This window comes from Chloracidobacterium sp. N, from assembly GCF_018304765.1.
Classification (GTDB): domain Bacteria; phylum Acidobacteriota; class Blastocatellia; order Chloracidobacteriales; family Chloracidobacteriaceae; genus Chloracidobacterium; species Chloracidobacterium aggregatum.
Map to the genome: position 1 here is coordinate 942,574 of NZ_CP072642.1, position 17,953 is coordinate 960,526.

18 protein-coding genes are annotated in these 17,953 nt (G+C 63.1%); 11 read left to right on the forward strand and 7 right to left on the reverse strand.

What is annotated here, in order from left to right; genetic code table 11:
* The first annotated feature begins 51 nt into the window (after window positions 1-51).
* The 3 genes from J8C05_RS03945 (at window position 52) to J8C05_RS03955 (ending at window position 2,683) form a co-directional block, all read left to right on the forward strand.
* Window positions 52-1,311 carry a type IV pilus twitching motility protein PilT gene (locus J8C05_RS03945; RefSeq protein ID WP_211422885.1) on the forward strand — a complete coding sequence of 420 codons (1,260 nt, stop codon included), beginning with the start codon at window positions 52-54 and terminating at the stop codon, window positions 1,309-1,311.
* 64 nt (window positions 1,312-1,375) lie between these two features.
* Complete coding sequence (locus J8C05_RS03950) at window positions 1,376-2,062, forward strand: zinc-ribbon domain-containing protein (protein ID WP_211422886.1); 687 nt, start codon at window positions 1,376-1,378, stop codon at window positions 2,060-2,062.
* A gap of 81 nt (window positions 2,063-2,143) precedes the next feature.
* The gene (locus J8C05_RS03955; protein ID WP_211422887.1) at window positions 2,144-2,683 is read left to right on the forward strand and encodes a DUF3299 domain-containing protein; all 540 of its coding nucleotides are present in this window, start codon (window positions 2,144-2,146) and stop codon (window positions 2,681-2,683) included.
* A gap of 55 nt (window positions 2,684-2,738) precedes the next feature.
* Here J8C05_RS03955 and J8C05_RS03960 read toward each other — a convergent pair whose 3' ends face one another.
* Window positions 2,739-3,776 carry a Gfo/Idh/MocA family protein gene (locus J8C05_RS03960; protein WP_211422888.1) on the reverse strand — a complete coding sequence of 346 codons (1,038 nt, stop codon included), beginning with the start codon at window positions 3,774-3,776 and terminating at the stop codon, window positions 2,739-2,741.
* A 243-nt stretch (window positions 3,777-4,019) separates the two neighbouring features.
* Between J8C05_RS03960 and J8C05_RS03965 the strand changes: the two genes are divergently transcribed.
* The 4 genes from J8C05_RS03965 (at window position 4,020) to J8C05_RS03980 (ending at window position 7,777) form a co-directional block, all read left to right on the forward strand.
* Window positions 4,020-5,705 carry an LIC_10190 family membrane protein gene (locus J8C05_RS03965; RefSeq protein WP_211422889.1) on the forward strand — a complete coding sequence of 562 codons (1,686 nt, stop codon included), beginning with the start codon at window positions 4,020-4,022 and terminating at the stop codon, window positions 5,703-5,705.
* Window positions 5,705-6,649, forward strand: coding sequence for a DMT family transporter (locus J8C05_RS03970; RefSeq protein ID WP_211422890.1), 945 nt, complete (start codon window positions 5,705-5,707; stop codon window positions 6,647-6,649). Before J8C05_RS03965 ends, J8C05_RS03970 begins: the two co-directional genes overlap by 1 nt.
* Window positions 6,650-6,734: 85 nt before the next feature.
* Window positions 6,735-6,896: a 50S ribosomal protein L33 gene (rpmG, locus tag J8C05_RS03975; RefSeq protein WP_058866422.1), complete on the forward strand. Its 162-nt coding sequence runs from the start codon at window positions 6,735-6,737 to the stop codon at window positions 6,894-6,896.
* A 230-nt stretch (window positions 6,897-7,126) separates the two neighbouring features.
* Window positions 7,127-7,777: an STAS domain-containing protein gene (locus tag J8C05_RS03980; protein WP_211422891.1), complete on the forward strand. Its 651-nt coding sequence runs from the start codon at window positions 7,127-7,129 to the stop codon at window positions 7,775-7,777.
* A gap of 9 nt (window positions 7,778-7,786) precedes the next feature.
* Here J8C05_RS03980 and J8C05_RS03985 read toward each other — a convergent pair whose 3' ends face one another.
* From J8C05_RS03985 to J8C05_RS03995, 3 genes are read right to left on the reverse strand one after another with little or no spacing between them, the layout of a single operon-like run.
* Window positions 7,787-9,751: a hypothetical protein gene (locus J8C05_RS03985; RefSeq protein ID WP_211422892.1), complete on the reverse strand. Its 1,965-nt coding sequence runs from the start codon at window positions 9,749-9,751 to the stop codon at window positions 7,787-7,789.
* A 29-nt stretch (window positions 9,752-9,780) separates the two neighbouring features.
* The gene (locus J8C05_RS03990) at window positions 9,781-10,215 is read right to left on the reverse strand and encodes a hypothetical protein (RefSeq protein ID WP_211422893.1); all 435 of its coding nucleotides are present in this window, start codon (window positions 10,213-10,215) and stop codon (window positions 9,781-9,783) included.
* Entirely contained in the window at window positions 10,212-10,565 is a 354-nt protein-coding gene (locus J8C05_RS03995; RefSeq protein WP_211422894.1) for a putative quinol monooxygenase, read from the reverse strand. Before J8C05_RS03995 ends, J8C05_RS03990 begins: the two co-directional genes overlap by 4 nt.
* A 226-nt stretch (window positions 10,566-10,791) precedes the next feature.
* On the opposite strand from J8C05_RS03995, the gene J8C05_RS04000 reads away from it, so the two are divergent.
* From J8C05_RS04000 to J8C05_RS04015, 4 genes are all read left to right on the forward strand, one after another.
* A complete protein-coding gene (locus J8C05_RS04000; protein ID WP_211422895.1) occupies window positions 10,792-11,973 on the forward strand; it encodes an acyl-CoA dehydrogenase in 1,182 nt (393 codons plus the stop codon).
* A 21-nt stretch (window positions 11,974-11,994) separates the two neighbouring features.
* On the forward strand, window positions 11,995-12,939 hold the full coding sequence (locus J8C05_RS04005) for an NAD(P)/FAD-dependent oxidoreductase (protein WP_211422896.1): 945 nt from the start codon (window positions 11,995-11,997) through the stop codon (window positions 12,937-12,939).
* Between the two features lie 79 nt (window positions 12,940-13,018).
* On the forward strand, window positions 13,019-14,437 hold the full coding sequence (locus tag J8C05_RS04010) for an alpha-amylase family glycosyl hydrolase (protein ID WP_211422897.1): 1,419 nt from the start codon (window positions 13,019-13,021) through the stop codon (window positions 14,435-14,437).
* 2 nt (window positions 14,438-14,439) lie between these two features.
* On the forward strand, window positions 14,440-15,282 hold the full coding sequence (locus J8C05_RS04015) for a methyltransferase domain-containing protein (RefSeq protein ID WP_211422898.1): 843 nt from the start codon (window positions 14,440-14,442) through the stop codon (window positions 15,280-15,282).
* A gap of 20 nt (window positions 15,283-15,302) precedes the next feature.
* Here J8C05_RS04015 and J8C05_RS04020 read toward each other — a convergent pair whose 3' ends face one another.
* The 3 genes from J8C05_RS04020 to rfbD are packed head-to-tail and all read right to left on the reverse strand — an operon-like array spanning window position 15,303 to window position 17,949.
* Window positions 15,303-16,076, reverse strand: a complete 774-nt coding sequence (locus J8C05_RS04020) for an SDR family oxidoreductase (protein WP_211422899.1) — start codon at window positions 16,074-16,076, stop codon at window positions 15,303-15,305.
* A 47-nt stretch (window positions 16,077-16,123) separates the two neighbouring features.
* A complete protein-coding gene (locus tag J8C05_RS04025; protein ID WP_211422900.1) occupies window positions 16,124-17,107 on the reverse strand; it encodes a P1 family peptidase in 984 nt (327 codons plus the stop codon).
* Window positions 17,095-17,949, reverse strand: a complete 855-nt coding sequence (rfbD, locus tag J8C05_RS04030) for a dTDP-4-dehydrorhamnose reductase (protein ID WP_211422901.1) — start codon at window positions 17,947-17,949, stop codon at window positions 17,095-17,097. The genes J8C05_RS04025 and rfbD overlap by 13 nt, the downstream gene beginning before the upstream one ends.
* Between the last annotated feature and the right edge of the window lie 4 nt (window positions 17,950-17,953).

Here is a 17,953-nt window from a genome sequence, read left to right on the forward strand (position 1 = left end):
CACCAGACCACGGCCGCGCGACCAAGGCGGGGAACAAGGGAGTAGAGTCGTATGAGTTACTTTGACTTGCCACCGATCATCGAACGCATGCTGGCGGTCGATGACAAAATCAGTGACCTGAACTTTTCTGTCGGGCGTCCGCCACAAGTCGAACTCAACGGCAAGCTCGTTCCGGTGGACATCAAGGGGCTGCGCAACCTGACCCCCTACCAGACCGAAATCATCGCCATGGCGCTGATGGCCGGGAACAACGACGCGGCAGAGAAGCTGGTGCAGACGGGGTCGGTGGACCTGTCCTACAGTCTGCCTTCCCGGACGCGCTTCCGCGTCAACATCTTCTCGCAGCGTGGGACGTATTCCATCGTCATGCGCGTCATTCCGACGGAAGTGCCCACGATTGAGTCGCTGGGGCTGCCGCCGCAGTTGGGCGAGATTTCCCACCTCAAAAACGGGATCGTGCTGCTGACCGGGCCGACCGGAAGCGGCAAGTCTTCGACGCTGGCGGCGATTCTGCGCAAGATCAATGAGGAAAAGTTCTACCACATCGTCACCATTGAAGACCCCATTGAGTTTCTGCATACCCACAAAAACTGCACCATCAATCAGCGTGAACTCGGCAGTGACACGCCAAGTTTTGCGCTGGCACTGCGGGCGGCGCTCCGGCAGGCGCCGAAAGTCATCCTCGTCGGTGAAATGCGCGACCTGGAGACGACCGAAATTGCGCTGGAAGCCGCCGAGACGGGCCACCTGGTGTTTTCCACCCTGCACACCACGGACGCTTCCAAGACGGTGGACCGCATCATCGGTATCTTCCCGAAGAACGAAGAACACGTCATTCGCGTGCGACTGGCGCAGGCCTTCCGTTACATCATCACCCAACGCCTGATTCCACGGGCGGATGGCAAAGGGCGCGTCGCCGCGGTGGAAATCCTCAAGTCCACGCCCCGTACCCGTGAGTACATCGAAAAGGGCGAGAGTGAAGGAAAGTCGCTGCTGGATGCCATGGAAGACGGTTCACTCGACGGCATGCAGCATTTCGATCAGGTGATTGAGCGGATGATCCGGCAGGGCGTCATCACCCAGGAAGACGGACTGGCCTTTGCCACGAACCAGAACAACCTCCTGCTGCGCCTTTCCGGCCTTGGCTCTTCCAGCGACTTTGCCGGCGCCGGGGGCAGTGAAATCAACCGCATGCAGAAGGACCAGGGGCTACGCAATCCGACCATGGGCGGCATGCGCCCGGTCACGCCGCCGGTGCGCAGCACGACCGAGACGCCGCGCCCCTCCATGCTCGACATCATCGAACGGTGACGGCTGGAAACGGCCGCCAAAGCCCCGGCCTGTGCAAAGCCCTTCGGCCTGTGGATGACGGTTCATGAAAGTTGTCTGCACGCAGTGTCGCGCCAAGTTTGAGATTCAGGAAAAAAACCTGCCGGACAAGCCGTTTCAGGTGAACTGCCCGAAGTGTCGCTTCGGGATGATGGTCAAACCACCGCCGAAAGCTACTCCCACGTTGCGCGGAGCGCCAAAATCTATGCAAGCCAATCAGGATGCCATCATGCAACTCGTGGCCCTGCTGACCGGGCAAACCACCCGCAGTGCCGATGGCTCGACGGGGGCGCTTGCCAACTGGCAGCGCCGTCAGACACTGCTGTGTCTGGCAGACCCGGCGCAGGCCCAGCAGGTACTCGACAAACTCGACCACCAGACCTACGCCCCGACGGTCTGTACCGAAGCCGCCAAGGCCATTGAGCTGATGCGGGACTCGCAGGTGGACATGGTGCTGCTTGACCCCCAGTTTGACAGCGCGAACCAAGGGGGGATCGCCGTTCTCCGGCACGTCAACTCGCTGCCTCCCAAGTATCGGCGTCGGACATATCTCGTCCTGGTCTCGCCGCAGGTCAAGACGCTGGACACCTACATGGCGTTTCTGAACGGCGTCAACCTCACCATCAACACCACCGACATCGAGACCATCAACCAGATACTGGAGCGCAGTATCCGTGACTTCAACGAGCTGTATCGCGGCTACAACACGGCGGCCGGGCTGAACCCGTTCTAGTTGTCGCTCTCCGTCAATGGGGCACGCTACGCCTGAAGGGGGGACAGATGCGGGGCGTGTCCAAATCACCGGTGCCATGGCATGCTATGGCATCGGTGGGTGCCTGATGCGCCCGGATTTTTTTACAGCGTTGTTGTCGAGGTTGAAGTCATCGTGATGCAGGTCAAATCACGTGTGAAGACGTTGCTTGCGGTGCTGTGGCTGCTTGTCGTGGCCGTCAGCCACAGCGGGGCCGGAACACCGGCACCGACCGCTTTGCGGTTTCGCGATCTGGATGGGGTGCAGGTCAACGGTCGGGAAGTCGTCTTTCCAGCACGCGCCCAACAGCTCAACGGCAAGCAGGTGGAAGTCAACGGCTTCATGGTGCCGCTTGGCATCAGTGATGGGAAAATCCGCCGGTTCATCCTCATTGAAGTGCCGCTGGCCTGTTGCTTTGGCGATGGGCCGGGCATCGAGCAGATGATTTTCGTGACTCTCGCGCCGGGACAGGAACTCAGCGCCGCCAGTGACTACCCCGTGGCGGTCAGCGGCACACTTCAGGTCGGGGTGCAGCGCCGGGAAAGCGGGGCTGTCGAAAGCCTCTACCGGATTGTCAACGCACGGGCGCGGAAGCTGGTGTGAAAGCCCGCATACTCCCGGTCTGTCAGATACAAACCGGAAGATGTGCTCTGTCAGCTCACGCCGGCTTTGTCCGGCTGATGACTATGGGGGCGCCACGCTGGGCAAGTGAAGCCTGAATGGCTTCAAGGGTACGAACGACCGCCAGCCCGCTTTTCCCGTCGGAAACCGTCAGACTGCCGCGCCGCAGCCCGTCGAGGAAGTAGCGCGCCTGCGCCTTGAGCGGTTCTTCAAGCTGAATGCGCGGAATGGAGATGTCACCTTCACGGGCAAGCAGTTGGAATTGCCCGTAATCTTCATAGTACGGCTCGCGGATCACCCCTTTGTCGTAAATGCAGAGCGGCCCGATGGTGGCGAGGTCATCCCAGACGAGCATCTTCCGGTCGCCCACGACAGTAATCTCACGCACCTTGCGCGGGTTGAGCCACGACACATGGACATGCGCCAGCAGGTCATTGGGATAGCGCAGGGTGATGAACGCCAGGTCTTCGATGCCGGGCTGGAGATAGGCCGCGCCCGAAGCCGAAACTTCGATTGGCGTGGCGCCGGTCAGAAAGTCGAAAATGGCAATGTCGTGGGAAGCCAGGTCATAGACGGCATTGACATCCTTGCGAATCGGCCCCAGGTTCGTACGGGTCGAAACCATGGTGTAAATCCGCCCCAGATCGCCGAATTGCAGGTATTCCTTGAGCTTGAGAATCCCACGGTTGAACAGGAAGACCTGCCCGACCATCAGCAACCGGTTCCGTTCGGTTGCCAGGGTGACGAGTTCCTCCCCTTCTTCCGCCGTGCGACAGAGCGGCTTTTCGACCAGAACGTGCTTGTCGGCCAGCAGCGCATCCCGGACGATGGCATGGTGCGTGTTCGTCGGCGTGGAGATGACAACGGCGTGAATGTCGGTTTCGGCGAGCATCCGGCGGTAGTCTTCAAACAGGGCGAGGCCCGGATAGGCCCGACCCACCCGCTCCAGGTTCTGGCGGCTGACATCCGCGGCCGCCACAACCCTGGCTTCGGGAAAAGCCGAAAATGTGCGGATGTGGTTCGGCCCCCAGTGACCACACCCAATGACGGCGATATGAAAGGTGGCTTGGCTCATAACCTATGCTTTCAGATGCAGATTTGCGGACGGGTGACTCCACATGTGCCGGGACCAATGAAAAGCCCGGTGGCGCAGGTGCAATCAGGTTTGTCCCCGAATATACATCGTTCGGTCGCGGAGCAGGATGGTTTTGGTCAACCGGACTGAGGGGATGGTTTGCCAGCCGTCTTCGGGCTGTGTCCTTCGGACTCACCTGCGGGTATCCCACCTCTCCGGCCGGGCATTACTGAAGCCTGCGGCATGCTGCTTACCCTTGCCATCTGGATCATCATGATTGTGCTGGCAGGCGTGATTGGGCGGATCTGCCTGTCCGGGGTTGTCTTTTCCAGCACGTCTGAGCCGTTCACAATCAGCCTGTGGTTTGGGGTCGGGGTGTTGTCCAACCTGTGGTTAAGCACGGCCTTCCTGCTCCCACTCACGCCCTGGGTCGCCGCCCTGACCGCTGGCATCCTGCTTCTGGCACTACAGCGGATGCGGCCGGCCCACCCGCTTCTGCCCGAATGGGGGAAGTGGCGTTGGTCGGCGGCGGCCGGACTGCTGTCCTTGGCCCTGCTGGCGGCAGCAGCGGTTGCCGTCGCTCCCGTCATCCTGGTGGACACGGGGATTTACCACTACCCCGCGATGCGCTGGTTGGCCGAGTATGGCGTGGTGAAAGGCACGGCCCTGCTCGATGTGCAACTGGGCTATGCCTCGCCGTGGTTTGCCCTCTTTGCGCCATGTGTTCACGGCGGTCTGAAAACCCGCGCGGCGGGGCTGGCCGGTGGTTTTGCTCTGGCGCTGTGGTTGGTTGGGGCCGGACTGGCCGGGTGGCGGCTGTATCGTGGAACAGGCCGCCCCGGCGACTGGTTTTTCATCTGGGCCACGGCTCTGGGCATTGGCGCGCTGGGCACTTCCGATGGGCTGCTGGCGTCTTCATCGCCGGATGTGCCGACAGCGGCGCTGGTTGTCGTCGTACTGTGGGCGATGCTCGACCGGGAAACCCTGCCGCCGCCCGCCCGCCAGGGCCGGGACTGGACGGTGGCCGCCCTGGCCGGAATAGCCGCTGCCATCAAGCTGACGGCCATCCCCTTGCTGCTGTTGGCCGGCTGGCTGGTGTGGAGGTCAGCCCCCCGCCGCCGGTGGACGGCGCTCATCGCCTTCGTTGTCCTTGGAAGTGTGGCGCTTCTGCCGGTGACGCTGGCGCGGGTGCTGACTTCCGGCTGTCCCTTCTTTCCCTCGAAGCTGCTGGCGCTGCCGGTGGTGTGGCGCTATGAAATGAACCCGTGGCAGTCCTCAAGCGGCATACCCCGGTCACTGACCACCGTGATTCGTGATCAGGCGCGCTGGGACTGGGGAGCTTTGGCTGTGGCGCGCTACAGTACAGGTCCGCTCAACGGCTGGCTGGACTGGCACTGGCTTCCGGGCTGGCCGACGCATGAACCTGTCGCCGCCGGACTGCTGGCCGGAAGCGGACTGGCAACGCTGGTCTGTCTGGCGCGGCGCCGGACGATGCCGGCAAGCTGGATGTGGGCGCTGGGAACCGGATGGCTCGGAAGTGCCTATGTGCTGCTTCAGGCTCCGTCGCTGCGGTTTGGTGTCGGCTACTTCGTCGTCCCGCTGGCATTGGGGCTGGCGCAGCTTTCGAGGACGTTCCCCCGGTGGGCTCCGCTCCTGGTCTGGAGTGTGGGGCTATGCCTGCTCCCGTTTCCTTCGCAGTTGCCGCTGGTGCGTCCGCCGCGTCTGACGCCGGTTCCGGTTGTCCTCACCGAGGTCAACGGCATGAAGCTCTACCAGCCGGTGCCCCGGCCGGGCATCTTTCCGCGCTGTGGCGACAGTCCGCTTCCGTGTGGCTCGAACATTGATCCCACCGTCCGCTTGAGCGATCCCCGGCGCGGCGTTGCGGCCGGTTTCATCCGGGGGCCGATGCCGAGAAGGGAAGCCTTCTGATGGCGGCCATGACGCTGCACCGCTGGGCGCTGCTGGGGCTGATCGTGGCGAATGCGATCTGGGGCAGCACGTTTGTCGTGGCACAGGATGTCACCAATCCGGCGCATCCCGGCAGTCTCGCGCCCATGCGCTACATCATGGTGCGGTTCGGGCTGGCCGTGGGGCTGATGTTGCTGGTGTGGGGCTGGCGATTGCGGCGGCTGTCCTTTCAGACCCTGATCCATGGGCTATGGCTCGGCGTTTTTCTGGGGCTGGGCTACGTCCTGCAGGCGCAGGGGCTGGCCTGGAGCGGTAGTCCCTCCAAAGCGGCATTTATCACCGGGTCAAGTGTGTTGCTCGTTCCGCTGTTTGGGGCCTGGTTTGGAAAGCAGCGGCCGACGGCGGCCAATCTGCTGGGCCTCGGTGTGGCCTTCATCGGGTTTACCCTGCTGTGCTTTCCCGATGAGGCATCCCGTGGCTGGCGCTGGAGTGATGCCGTATCGTTCGGGTGCACCGTCCCGTTTGCTGTGCACATCGTCCTGATGGAGCGTTATGCCGGGCAGTCGGATGTGGACAGTCTCAACATCGTGCAACTTGGCGTCTCCGTGCTCGTGGCCGTGGCCGGCTGGCTGGCGGTGGCCGGCTGGGTGCAGCTTGCCCTGCCGCTGCCGGATGTACTGACCCCGGAACTGCGGCCGTTGTCCATGACGGCCTACCAGGTGGGGGAGCTGCTCTATCTGGTGATGTTTGGCACGATTCTCTGCTATCGCCTGCAAACCTGGGCGCAGCGGCATGTTTCCGCAACACAGACGGCCCTGACGTTGACGCTCGAACCGGTGTTTGCCTCACTCATCGCGTTTCTGGCCGGCGTTGAACGGCTTGGCAGCCGTGAGCTGGTGGGCGGCCTGCTGACCATTGCCGGGGTCGTGATTTCCGAAGTGCTGGCTGTGACCAAAAAGACTTGACCCACCTGCCCAAAATGACAACACTCGGTGGCTTCGGTTGTCTTCCCAACCTTGTGAGTCAGGCAAAGAAAGGAGGTCTCGCTTCATGGCAAAGGCAAGCAAGCGCATCAACATCAAGTTGCAGAGTTCGGCCAGTTCACATTGCTACTACACGGAAAAAAACAAGCAAAACACCAATGAGCGTCTCGTGCTGAAAAAGTATGACCCCAAAGTGCGGCGGCACGTGGAATACAAAGAGGCCAAGTAGCGACCTCAACGGCACGGTGGAATGTGGTCAGGGCGCGAGTCGGCAGGCTGGCGCCCTTGCTGTTTTGCCCGGCCGGAGCGCTGGCGGCCGGGCAACCCGCGCCTTTTCCTGCCGAAAAGGTTGACGCAGCGCATTACGCTCGCTAGTGTAGCCGTACACAAGCGTGTAATCAGCCAAGCTTTTCAAGGGCCGAGTAGGAGCTTTTACCTCTCCCCGGCGGCGCGCAAGTCATGAAATCTTCTGAAAATGACAGCGGAGCAGGACGCCCGCTTGCCCGGCGTCCGACACGCTACCGTCTGGAAAAAAAGGTCAACGGTATCTGTGTCCTGGAAGTCGTGGGACGCCTGGCTCCCAGTACGGCACAGGAAGAGTTGACAACGCGCGTGGACGACCTCATTGCCTCCGGCCACGCCAACTTTCTCATTGACCTGCGCGGTGTGAGCTACATCAGCAGCACCGGTGTCGGGTCACTCATCGAGTGCTATCACCACGCGGAACGTGCTGGTGGCAAGCTCAAACTGCTCAATCCCTCGCAGGCCGTGCGGCAAATCCTCACCGTGTCAAAGCTGGACAGTGTGTTCGACATCTGGACCGACGAGGAAGCCGCCATCCGCAGCTTTGGAACAACTGGCACTGAGACTGCGCACCCGGAGGAAGACGACCCGCCGACGCTTGTCCCTGAAGCTGTCAAACGTCCTTCTGCTACCACTTCCGCGCCAGCGACGGCAGCCGCTTCCGCCTCCAAGGCGTCTCCCGCAGCACCGGAGACGCCAGAGGTCAAACCGGCACCGGCGGCTCCCCAACCACGGATTGTCAAGGCCGCCGATGCCCCCCCGCTGAAGAAAAGCCGCTCACGGCGCGCCAAGCCTTCTTCTCCCTAGAAGCACGGCCTAACCTGCCGCCGACAGTCCAATGACCGTGCCGAAGGCCAGGGAGTCGCGGATGCGCAGCGCCGTTCGGACAGCCTGCTGCAGGCGGATGACCGGGAAGGTGGGGGCCCGCCCCTCGGCCAGGTCCCGGAGAAAGCCCTCGAAACAAGCCCGCTGGCTGGCAGGTGACGGCGTAAGGTCTTCGCGCTCAAGGTAGCCAGCCGGTGTCTGGACGGCCAGCCGTTCACGTGGGCTTTCTGCTCCAAAAGTGGCGCTGATGTGAATGCTGCTCCCATCGGCGAGTGCCAGTGTCAGGGCAAGGGTCGTCAGGCGTTCATGACTGACTTCCTGCGCGTAGAGCCGCTCCGGGACGCTGTCGGTGAAGCTCATGGCCAGCAGAACGGCTTCGGCCAGCCGCAATGTCGCTTCGGCAGAGGGCGCCGGGCAGGTGGCATGGAAGTCATATCGCAGCCAGGACGGAGCCTCCGTGCGCAGCCGCTTCAATTCAGCAAAAGCCGGCGTCGTCAGCCGGGCAAAGCCAATCATCAGCGGCACATCCTGCGCCATGGCCAGCCGGAACACTTCCTCCAGTTCGCTTTCCTCATCCGTAGGCAACTGGGTCAGAAAAAGCGGCAGCCGGCCCTGCAAAACCTCACAGGCAAGACGAAAGGCGTCCCCGGTGCGTCCCAGCAGCACCACGTCGGTCTTGCCGTCCGAACCCAGGGGCGACACGTCATTCGTGCCGTATTCGGCATCGAAGGTTTTCACAAGCTGCCGCGCCTTTTCCGGGGTGGGCGCCACGACGCCCGTCACGCGAACCTGTCTGGAAGGGATGATTTCCCGCAGTGCGTCCTGTCCGGTGTCGGCAATCACGGCCAGCCCGACCATGCCGCTGAGTTTGGGACGCGCAACGCCGACATCGAACCGGACGGCCGGACTCGCCTCAACCGTGGCCGGATAGGTGACAGCCACGGCGCGACCCGGCGCGGTGTCGGCGCGGAGCATTTCCTGTACGGCGGCATCAATGGCATTGAAGTCATGACGCTCGATGGCCGGCCGGGCGGGCGGTGGCAGTGCCGTCACAAAACGCAGAAAGGCCTCCATGGCTGGAAGAGGTGAGGCTGCCGTCGCCAGCGGGTCCTGCTCACCGCGTCCGCCAAACCAGGTAAACTGTATCTGCATTTCCTGGGCGCGACAGGCGGCCCAGGCCGCTTCGGGCAGCATCGGCAGGCTGGCAATCAGGCGCGCCTGTGGCTGGGCCAGACTGGAAAGCCACGGCGTCAGGCATTCGGCGGCGGCTGTGTCGGTGACAATCAACACCGGGAGGCGTTGCGCACGGGGTGGCGCGGCGTCCAGGTCACAGAGATCGGCTCCGGCAAGCTGACACAGCCCACGCGCCAGTCGTCCGGCCACGTTTTGCCCGCCAACGCCCACCGGCAGGCCCAGACGCACTTCAGCCGCCTCAACGGCCCGCCAGGCAATGCCGCCCGGAAGCGCCAGCAGCGCCAGATCGTCGGGCACGTCTTCCGGGATGGCCACCAAGCGGTTCGTGGCGACAAAAACCAGCGGGCCCGGAAGGTCCTGCCCGTAGCCAACCCAGGCCACCCGCTGTCCAATCTGGAAGCCACTGCGGGGCGCAACGGCCGTGATGACACCGACGCCGCCGTACTCGATGCTGAAGAGCGTCACCTTGCGCGTGACGAAGGTTTCGTAAGCCTTTTTGAAGCCTGCCTGCCGAAAGGAGGACCACATCCGGCGGACCAGTCCGGGTTTGGCCTCGGGTTTGGCCGCCGGCGCCAGCGCCGTCGTTTCCGTGCCGGTGCGGGCTTCGGGCGCGGCCGGCCTTTCGTTTGCCGCCAGCGTGGCGGCGGCATGCAGCAGGCACTGGCTGACGCGAATCACCGCGCCGCCCGGCGCCAGACGTGGGACAGGGGTTTCAGCATAGGTGAAGCGCCCCGTGCGGGGGTCCTGAACTGGTCGTTTCATGAAAAATCAGGATGTACGCCCGTCCGCCGTCAGGCATCGTCTTCGCTGCCCGTGGGGTCCTGGTCGGCAAGGTAGGCCGCAATCTGCCGGGCAACTTCACTGTCCTGGAGCGCGTGGCGGAGCGGGGCATCGAGGGCTGTCAGGCAGTCCGGGCAGAAACGCACGACCGGCGCCGCCAGCCGTTTCCCACAGCCGGCGCAGTGTTCCGCCAGAAAGCGCATCGTCTCGTTGGCGACGGCCTCCCACTGGGGATGGGCGTCGAAGCGGTCACTGGCCAGCGCGCTCAACTGCCACACCAGAAGGGCCAGCTCACCGACTTCATGCCAACTGTCGGTATAGCTTGCGGCTGGCTCGAAGATGGATGGCGCTGCGATGTCCCGGGCCGTCACTTCATACAGCGTCCGCAGAAGCGCCTGCCGGTATTTGTGCAAATGCTGCTTGGCCGCATAGACCGGGGGATTCACGACGGTTGGGTCCCTTCGGCGAAGGGAACGGTCTCGCCCGCCCTGGCCGGCTTGACACTGTACAGGATGTCGTAGGCGAGGGGATATTCAAGCAGCTCCCGTGCCGATTCCTGGAGGGCGGCAATGAAGGGGGAGGCAAGGTGGGTACGGAAGTTTTCCAGGCTCGTCCATACCTCATAGGACACAAAACATGCCGGGTCATCAGCCCGCACGTGAAAGTCATAGTAGAGGCAGTGGGGATGCTGGCGGATGGGTTCGATGAGCGCACTAACCGCGCCAAGAACCTTCTCCTCGCAGCCCGGACGGGCCGTAAGCCGTACCATGATGGCAACCGGGCCGTCAGGTGTCATGGTGTCTCCTTTGTGGCACTGGGGGAATTCCAAAGGCCCTGCCTGTCCTGACCAAGGCTGGCCGCCATGATGCCGTCAGTCCTGACGCTGACGCAAGTCGTCAGCCACCCGGCCAGACGCACGGGCGGTTTGGAGTGAACTTTCGGACTCTGATTCGGTTTTCCAACCGGCCGTGTTATACAGGGAAAACGTTGCTTATCTCACATTTGCCAAAAGGAGTTCTGCGATGTCTGCTGCTGCACCTGTCCCGGTGGCGTCACCTGTTCCGGCGCTGACCACCCTCTCCGAAGACGAGCGCATGTTTCGTGACAGTGTTGCCGATTTTGCCCGTGAACGCATCCGTCCGCACGTGGCCCGCATGGATGAAGACGGTGTGTTTGAAACCTCGCTTCTGGACCAGTGTTTTGAACTGGGGCTGATGGGCGTCGAGATTCCGGTCGAGTACGAAGGGTCGGGCGGGACGTTTTTCATGGCCACGCTCGCCGTTGAGGAACTGGGCAAGGTGGACGCTTCAGCCGCGGTCATCGTGGATGTCCAGAATACGCTCGTCAACAATGCACTGCTGCGCTGGGGGACGCCGGAGCAGAAGAAACAGTACCTGCCCAGACTGGCCACAAACATGCTGGCCTCGTATGCCCTTTCCGAAGCCGGTTCCGGCAGCGATGCCTTTGCCCTGAGCTGCCGCGCCGTGGACAAGGGCGACTTTTGGGAACTCACCGGACGCAAGCTCTGGATTACGAATGCCGCGGAAGCCGGGCTGTTCATTGTCTTTGCGACGGTCAACCCGGAAGCCGGCTACAAAGGCATCACGGCCTTTCTGGTGGAGCGCGACATGCCCGGCTTTTCGGTTGGCAAGAAGGAAAACAAGCTGGGCATCCGGGCGTCTTCGACCTGTGAGCTGATTCTGGAAAACTGCCGCGTGCCAAAGTCGAATGTTCTGGGTGAGATTGGCAAGGGCTACAAGATTGCCATCGAGACGCTGAATGAAGGGCGGATTGGCATTGGCGCCCAGATGGTCGGCGTCGCAGCCGGTGCGCTGGAGCACGGCATCCGCTATGCCAAGGAGCGGGTGCAGTTTGGCAAACGCATTGCCGATTTTCAGGCCATTCAGCACCAGATTGCCGAACTTGCCACGCATATCGAGGCTGCCCGCCTGATGGTGTACAATGCGGCGCGCCTGCGGGATGCCGGCCAGCCGTTCGTCAAGGAAGCCGCCATGACGAAATGGTTTGCGTCACAGGTGGCGGAGAGTGTCACTTCCCAGGTTGTCGAAATCTTCGGCGGCTACGGCTTCACCAAAGAGTATCCGGTCGAGAAATACTTCCGCGACTCCAAGATCGGAAAGATTTACGAAGGCACGTCATTTATGCAGCTCAACACGATTGCCAAGCTGCTGCTGGCCGACTGAGCTGCGTCATGGAATCGCACGATGGATAATGACGCACAGGCTGACCTGCTGATTGTGGGCGGTGGCCCGGCTGGCATTGCCGCCGCCCTGTGGGGCAAGCGGCTGGGTCTGGACCCGCTGCTGCTGGAAGCCGGTGCCCACCTCGGCGGGCAGTTGCTGCGCAGCTACAACCAGTCGGTGGACTGTCCGGGATTTTACGGACTCGTTGGCACGGACATCGCCGAGCGGCTGACAATTCACCTCGTACGCGAAGGCATACGTTTTCGGACAAGTGCCTTGGTGACGCAGGTGGATTGTGCCGCCCGGAAGGTCATCGTCAATGAGACGGAAACCCTCACCGGACGCGCTCTGGTGCTGGCGCTCGGCGTACGCAAGCGCCGGCTGGGCGTACCCGGTGAACGCGAGTTTGCCGGCCGCGGGGTGAGCACTTCAGCCACCCGCGACAAGGGGCGCTACGCCGGCCGGGAAGTCATCATCGTCGGCGGTGGGGACGGCGCGTTTGAGGAGGCCCTTATCCTCGATGAAGCCGGTTGTCGGGTGACACTGGTGCATCGCTCCGGGACGTTTCGGGCGCGTCCTCTCTACCGCGATCGCGTGTTGACGCATCCCCGGATTCGCGTCATGACGCATACGCGACTGCTTGCCATCGAGGGAAAACACCAGGTTGAGCGCGTCATTGTGGAACAGGACGCGCCGGGCGCGGCTCCGCACCAACAGGCCATCCCGGTGTCCGGCGTCTTTCTGGCCCTGGGGGTTGTGCCGGGAACGGACCTGGTTGCCGGCCAGGTAGAGCGTGACGCCGAAGGCTATCTCATCACGGACCGCCACGGGGCAACCTCCTGTCCCGGCGTCTGGGCCTGTGGCGATACAACGCGACCGCTGCTGTCGAGCCTTTCGACGGCTTTCGGTGACGGTGCTACTGTGGCCAAAGCCGCTTTTGACTGGCTTATGGCACAAAAGCAGTAGCGGCCAGGGCTGACTTTGTTTATCGTCGGCCGCATCCCCCCGCCCGCGTCCCGATTCTGCTTCTTCATCGTGGTGAGCGATGCTTTTGTATGAAATCAATGCCCGCCTCAATGGGCAACGCTTTGCCGACATCAGCGAGCGCCAGTTACAGGACTATGCCGCGCTTGGCTTTGATACCCTGTGGCTGATGGGCGTGTGGGCCATCGGCCCCGAAGGGGTGATGATGTCAAAGCGCCATGCCCCGGACTTTGTCGGCTCGCCCTACGCCATCAGTGACTACCATTTCAACCCGGAGCTTGGCGACGAAGCGGATTTTGCGGCGCTCCGCCGGCGCGCTCACCGCCATGGGCTGCGGCTGGTGCTTGATTTCATCCCCAATCACTTTGCCCGTGACACACCGCTCATTCTGACGCACCCGGAATACTTCATGCACAGCAACCCGGAGTGGCGCGATGAATACCGCGACGACTACTACTGGCATCCATCGGGACGCTGCCTGGCACATGGCAAGGACCCACACTTCGCTGGCTGGGAAGACACGGTGCAACTTGACTACACCGTAGCTGGCACGCGGGCCCACATGCGCGACACGCTCGTTCGGTTGGCAACGCTTTGCGATGGCGTCCGGTGCGACATGGCCATGCTGCTGCTGCGTGACCAAATCCGTCGCCAGTGGTATCCGCGGCTGCCCCAGGAAGTCTTTGACCGCGCCATGCCGGGTGAGTTCTGGGATGAAGCCATTGCAGCGGCCAAGCGCGCCAATCCCGATTTCGTCCTGATTGCCGAAGCCTACTGGGATACCGAGCTGAAACTGCTCTCGCTGGGTTTCGATTATGCCTACGACAAGCGGCTGCTCGATGGTCTCGTGGCACATGATGCGCCTCGTGCTGTGGCTGAACGGCTGCGCTCGGTCTCCGAACTTTTTCTCAAAAACACGCTCCGCTTTACCGAAAATCACGATGAGGAACGGGCGGCGGCGCGTCTTTCGCCGCTGGCCAATCGGCGCGCGGCGGCGCTGGTGTGCCTGCTGCCGGGCGGCGTTCTCATTCATCAGGGACAGATGGAGGGCGTCACGGAAAAAATCCCCGTTCAGCGCATCTGGCCGCTGCACCACCACGAGCCGGATGTGGCTCTTCAAACGTACTTCAAGGCACTGCTGGACCTGGCACGACGGCCCCTTTTCCGCCACGGCCACTATGCCCGCGCCGAGTCCAATCTGCCCCACGTGGTGAGTTTCTGGCGGGCCCACGGCACTGCGGCCGAGCTGGTACTTGTCCCCATCGGGGACGCCCCTGTGCACCTGCCCGTCACACCGTGCGTCACGTTGCCTCCACCGGCTTACCGGGTCAATCCCCAGGCAGCGCAGATACGCCAACGCCCGGAACAACGGCTGCCGGTTGTAACCCGGAACGACTGCTGGGAACTGAACGCTGCGGTGCTGGCCACGGCGTTTGAAGCATCCCCGTTCGTAAGCGTCACCTTTGACGCCGAGGTTTGAATGTGAACGCCCGGCTCACGACGCTCCTCCATGCCCTGCGCTGCCCGGTGTGCGCTGGCGAAGCCCTCGTCTTTGAAGGCGAGTTTGAGGGGGTGCGCCGCACCGGGACGTTTTCCTGCCGTCAGTGCAGCGCCCGGTATCCGTTGCAGGATGGAATTGCCGATTTCCTGCCGACGGTCCACCCGGCGCTGACGCTGGCCCAGTTGACGGGACAATGGAAGCTGACGGCAACCGTGTATGAGCGCCTGTGGCGAACCCGCGCCCTGTCGCTGCTTTCCGGGGAGGCATTTCCGCCAGCGCGCGAAATTGGCTTGCTGCTCGATGCCCTTGAACCCACCTTTGCTGAAGATGGGCTATGGCTCGATGCCGCCTGTTCGACGGGCTACTACGGACGCCCGATAGCCAAACGACTCCTGGAGCAGGGCCGGACAGCTTCACTTGTGATTGGGATCGATCTTTCGCTGGCGATGCTGGAAGAAGCCCGTGCCTACGCCAACCGTGAGGGCGTCGCCGAAGCCATGCTCTGGCTGCGGGCGGATATGTCCGCGCTGCCGCTGGCGGAGGCCACGGTGCGGGGCATCGCCTGCGGTGGCTCACTCAATGAGTACCGCGATGCGCTGGCTGTGTTGAAGGAGGGGCGGCGCGTCCTGCAACCCGAAGTCGGACGGTACTTCGTCATGAACCAGCTCGATCCACCGCTCATCGTACGGGCGGCGCTGTCTTCCATGGGCGGGCTGACATTTTTCACGCGCCCCAAGCTGGATGCGCTTTTCGAGGCCGCCGGGCTGCAAAAGGTGACGGCCGCCGATTACGGCAAACTGGCCATCACCGTGCTGACCGTCTGAAGCCGGGGCAACGTCAGGCTTCAGGAAACGCTGGACGCCACCGCGGACCGAGCCGCCACGGCATCGGGCGGAACAGAAGCAAAAAAGGCACGCCAGTCGCTGACCGGAGGCGTGTCGTCAGAAACGATTTCCAGTGTCCTGCCGTAGGCCGTGTCCGTCCACAGTGCCTGAACGCAGACTTCAGCCACATCAGCACGTGGAATGGAGCCACTCGAAAGGGCATCGGCCGGAGCCACCCTGATGCCTTTCTGGAGCGGAGGCTGGTTGGTCAATCCGCCCGGTCGCACGATGGTGTAGCGCAGTCCCGACGTACGAACGGCCTTTTCGGCCTTGTCCTTCATCGTGAGGATGTCGCCAAAGGGCTTCATCATGAGGCTGAACGGGTTGAGCGGTTGGTTGATGAGCATCGAGGTGACGATGACGATATGTTCGGCTCCGACCCGCTTCATCGCTTCCAGCACATTGACGGTGCCACGGTTGTCCACAGCGTCAGCGCCGTCGTCGCCAAAACCGAAGAAGTCGGCAAGACCCTTGCCCGTATTGGCAAAGCCGACGCGCGTGCCAACACAGTTGATGACCGCCCGGACACCGCGCAGCGCGTTTTCCAGTCCGGCCGGGTCCCGGACATCCGCCACGGCCGTTTCCACGCCCGGCCTGGCGACTTCCTTCAGCTTGGCTTCTGACCGGGCAATGGCGCGGACCGGGATGCCATAATGCTGCAAGCGCGCCACGGCTTCCCGTCCGGTGCCGCCGTTGGCGCCCAGAACTGCCACGATACCTTCGTAAGTGGGCATGAATCCTGTTCCTCACACACATGGTACGGGGGGCGAAGGGATTGATTTCACGGGGCAGCCACCGGCGCAACCTGTGCTGCCGGAGATGGCGCAGGTGTCACGGCACGCACGACCGCTTCAGCCACGACTTCCGCCGCAAGCGTTCCCAGGCAGCCAACATCCGTTACCGTCGCCGGCAGGTCGGGCGCGGCGACGGAGACGGCAAAGAGGGTGTCACCGTCGAAGGGCGTGTGGACGGGGAAAATCGTCCGGGCCAGCCCGTCGTGGGCCATCTGGGCGACTTTTGTGAGTTCAACCTTGGAAAGGGGAACGTTGGTGGCCACGACCCCGATGGTCGTGTGGCTGGCCGGCGGCAGCGGCGAAAAACGGGTGATGCGTCCGTCGCGGATGCATGCGGCAAGGTCGGCAAAGCGGCCATCCTCCAGCCGTGCGCCGGCGATGATCTGCTGTGTTTGAGGATGCCGGACGTCGCCGACAGCATTGACAGCCAGTAGGGCAGCGACGCATACGCCGTTGGGGAGCGTGCGCTGAAAACTGCCAATACCGCCCCGTGAGGCGCGGGCAAAACCGAGCAGCTTGCCGACCGTTGCCCCTGCGCCGGCCCCAACGTTCCCTTCGGCAACCGGAGCTGTCGTGGCGGCCAGGCAAGCCTGGTAGCCCGCTTCAGCATCGGGATATATCGCCGGATCGCCGGTGTGCAGGTCAAACAGGATGGCCGCCGGGACAATCGGCACCCGCGCCACACCAACGTCAAAACCAACGCCCTGCTCCCGCAGGTAGCGGACGACGCCGGTCGCCGCTTCCAGACCGAAGGCGCTGCCTCCGGCCAGAACGATGGCGTGCACCTGGGCGACGAGGTTGAGCGGCGCCAGAACATCCGTTTCACGGGTGCCGGGCGCGCCGCCACGCACGTCCACACCCGCCACGGCCGGACGGTCGAAACACACGACGGTACAGCCGGTCGGACGGCGCGTGTCGGTGAAGTGTCCGACGCGCAGCCCGGTAATGGCGGTCAGGGTCAGGTTTTCCATACTGCCAGACTTTCAGCCAAAGCGTCGCGCCAGTCGCGCAGTACCGGCAGCCCACGGGAAGCATCCGCCGAGTGTGCCAGGACGCACGACATCGGGCGCTTTGCCGGGCGGCGCAACTCGGCTTCCGTCACACCAACCAGCGTAGCCTGGGCGTGGGAGCCAAGCCATGCACGTGCCAGAGCGGCAAAATCGTACCAGCTACAGGGTTCTCCGGCGCTGACGGCATGAAACAGCCCGCCAGCGCGGGCTTCCGCCAGACAGCGCAGGTACAGAGCAACGTCGGCTGCGTAGCTCGGAAGAATGCGGTTGTCGGTGATGCCTTTGACGACGCCGGGACGGGTGAGCAGGTCGCCAATCACGCTGGCAAAGTTCTTGCCGCCGTGTCCAAAAAGCCCGGCTACCCGCACGACGGCGAAATCCGGTGAAACGCTGTGCACGGCCTGCTCCCCCGCCAGCTTGGACGCGCCATAGACCGAAATGGGGTTGGGAGGACTCGTCGGCTGGTAGGGGAGTGGGCTGGTGCCGTCAAAGACGTAGTCGGTGCTGATGTGAATGAAGTAGGCCCCGATGGCCATGGCATTTTCAGCCAGGTGACGGGGGCCGTCCGCGTTGTGGAGAAAGGCGGCGGCGCGCTCGGTTTCACACGCATCCACGTTCGTCATGGCGGCGCAGTTGATGATGACGGCCGGATGGTATTGCTTCAGACAAGCGCGTACGGCTGCCGCGTCGCTGATGTCCAGCTCAGAGCGGCGCAGAGCGATGACCTCGTAGTGCTGGTGGCAGGCTTCAGCAACGTGGCGGCCAAGCAATCCGGCTGCGCCGGTGACAAGCAGGCTGGGCATGGTG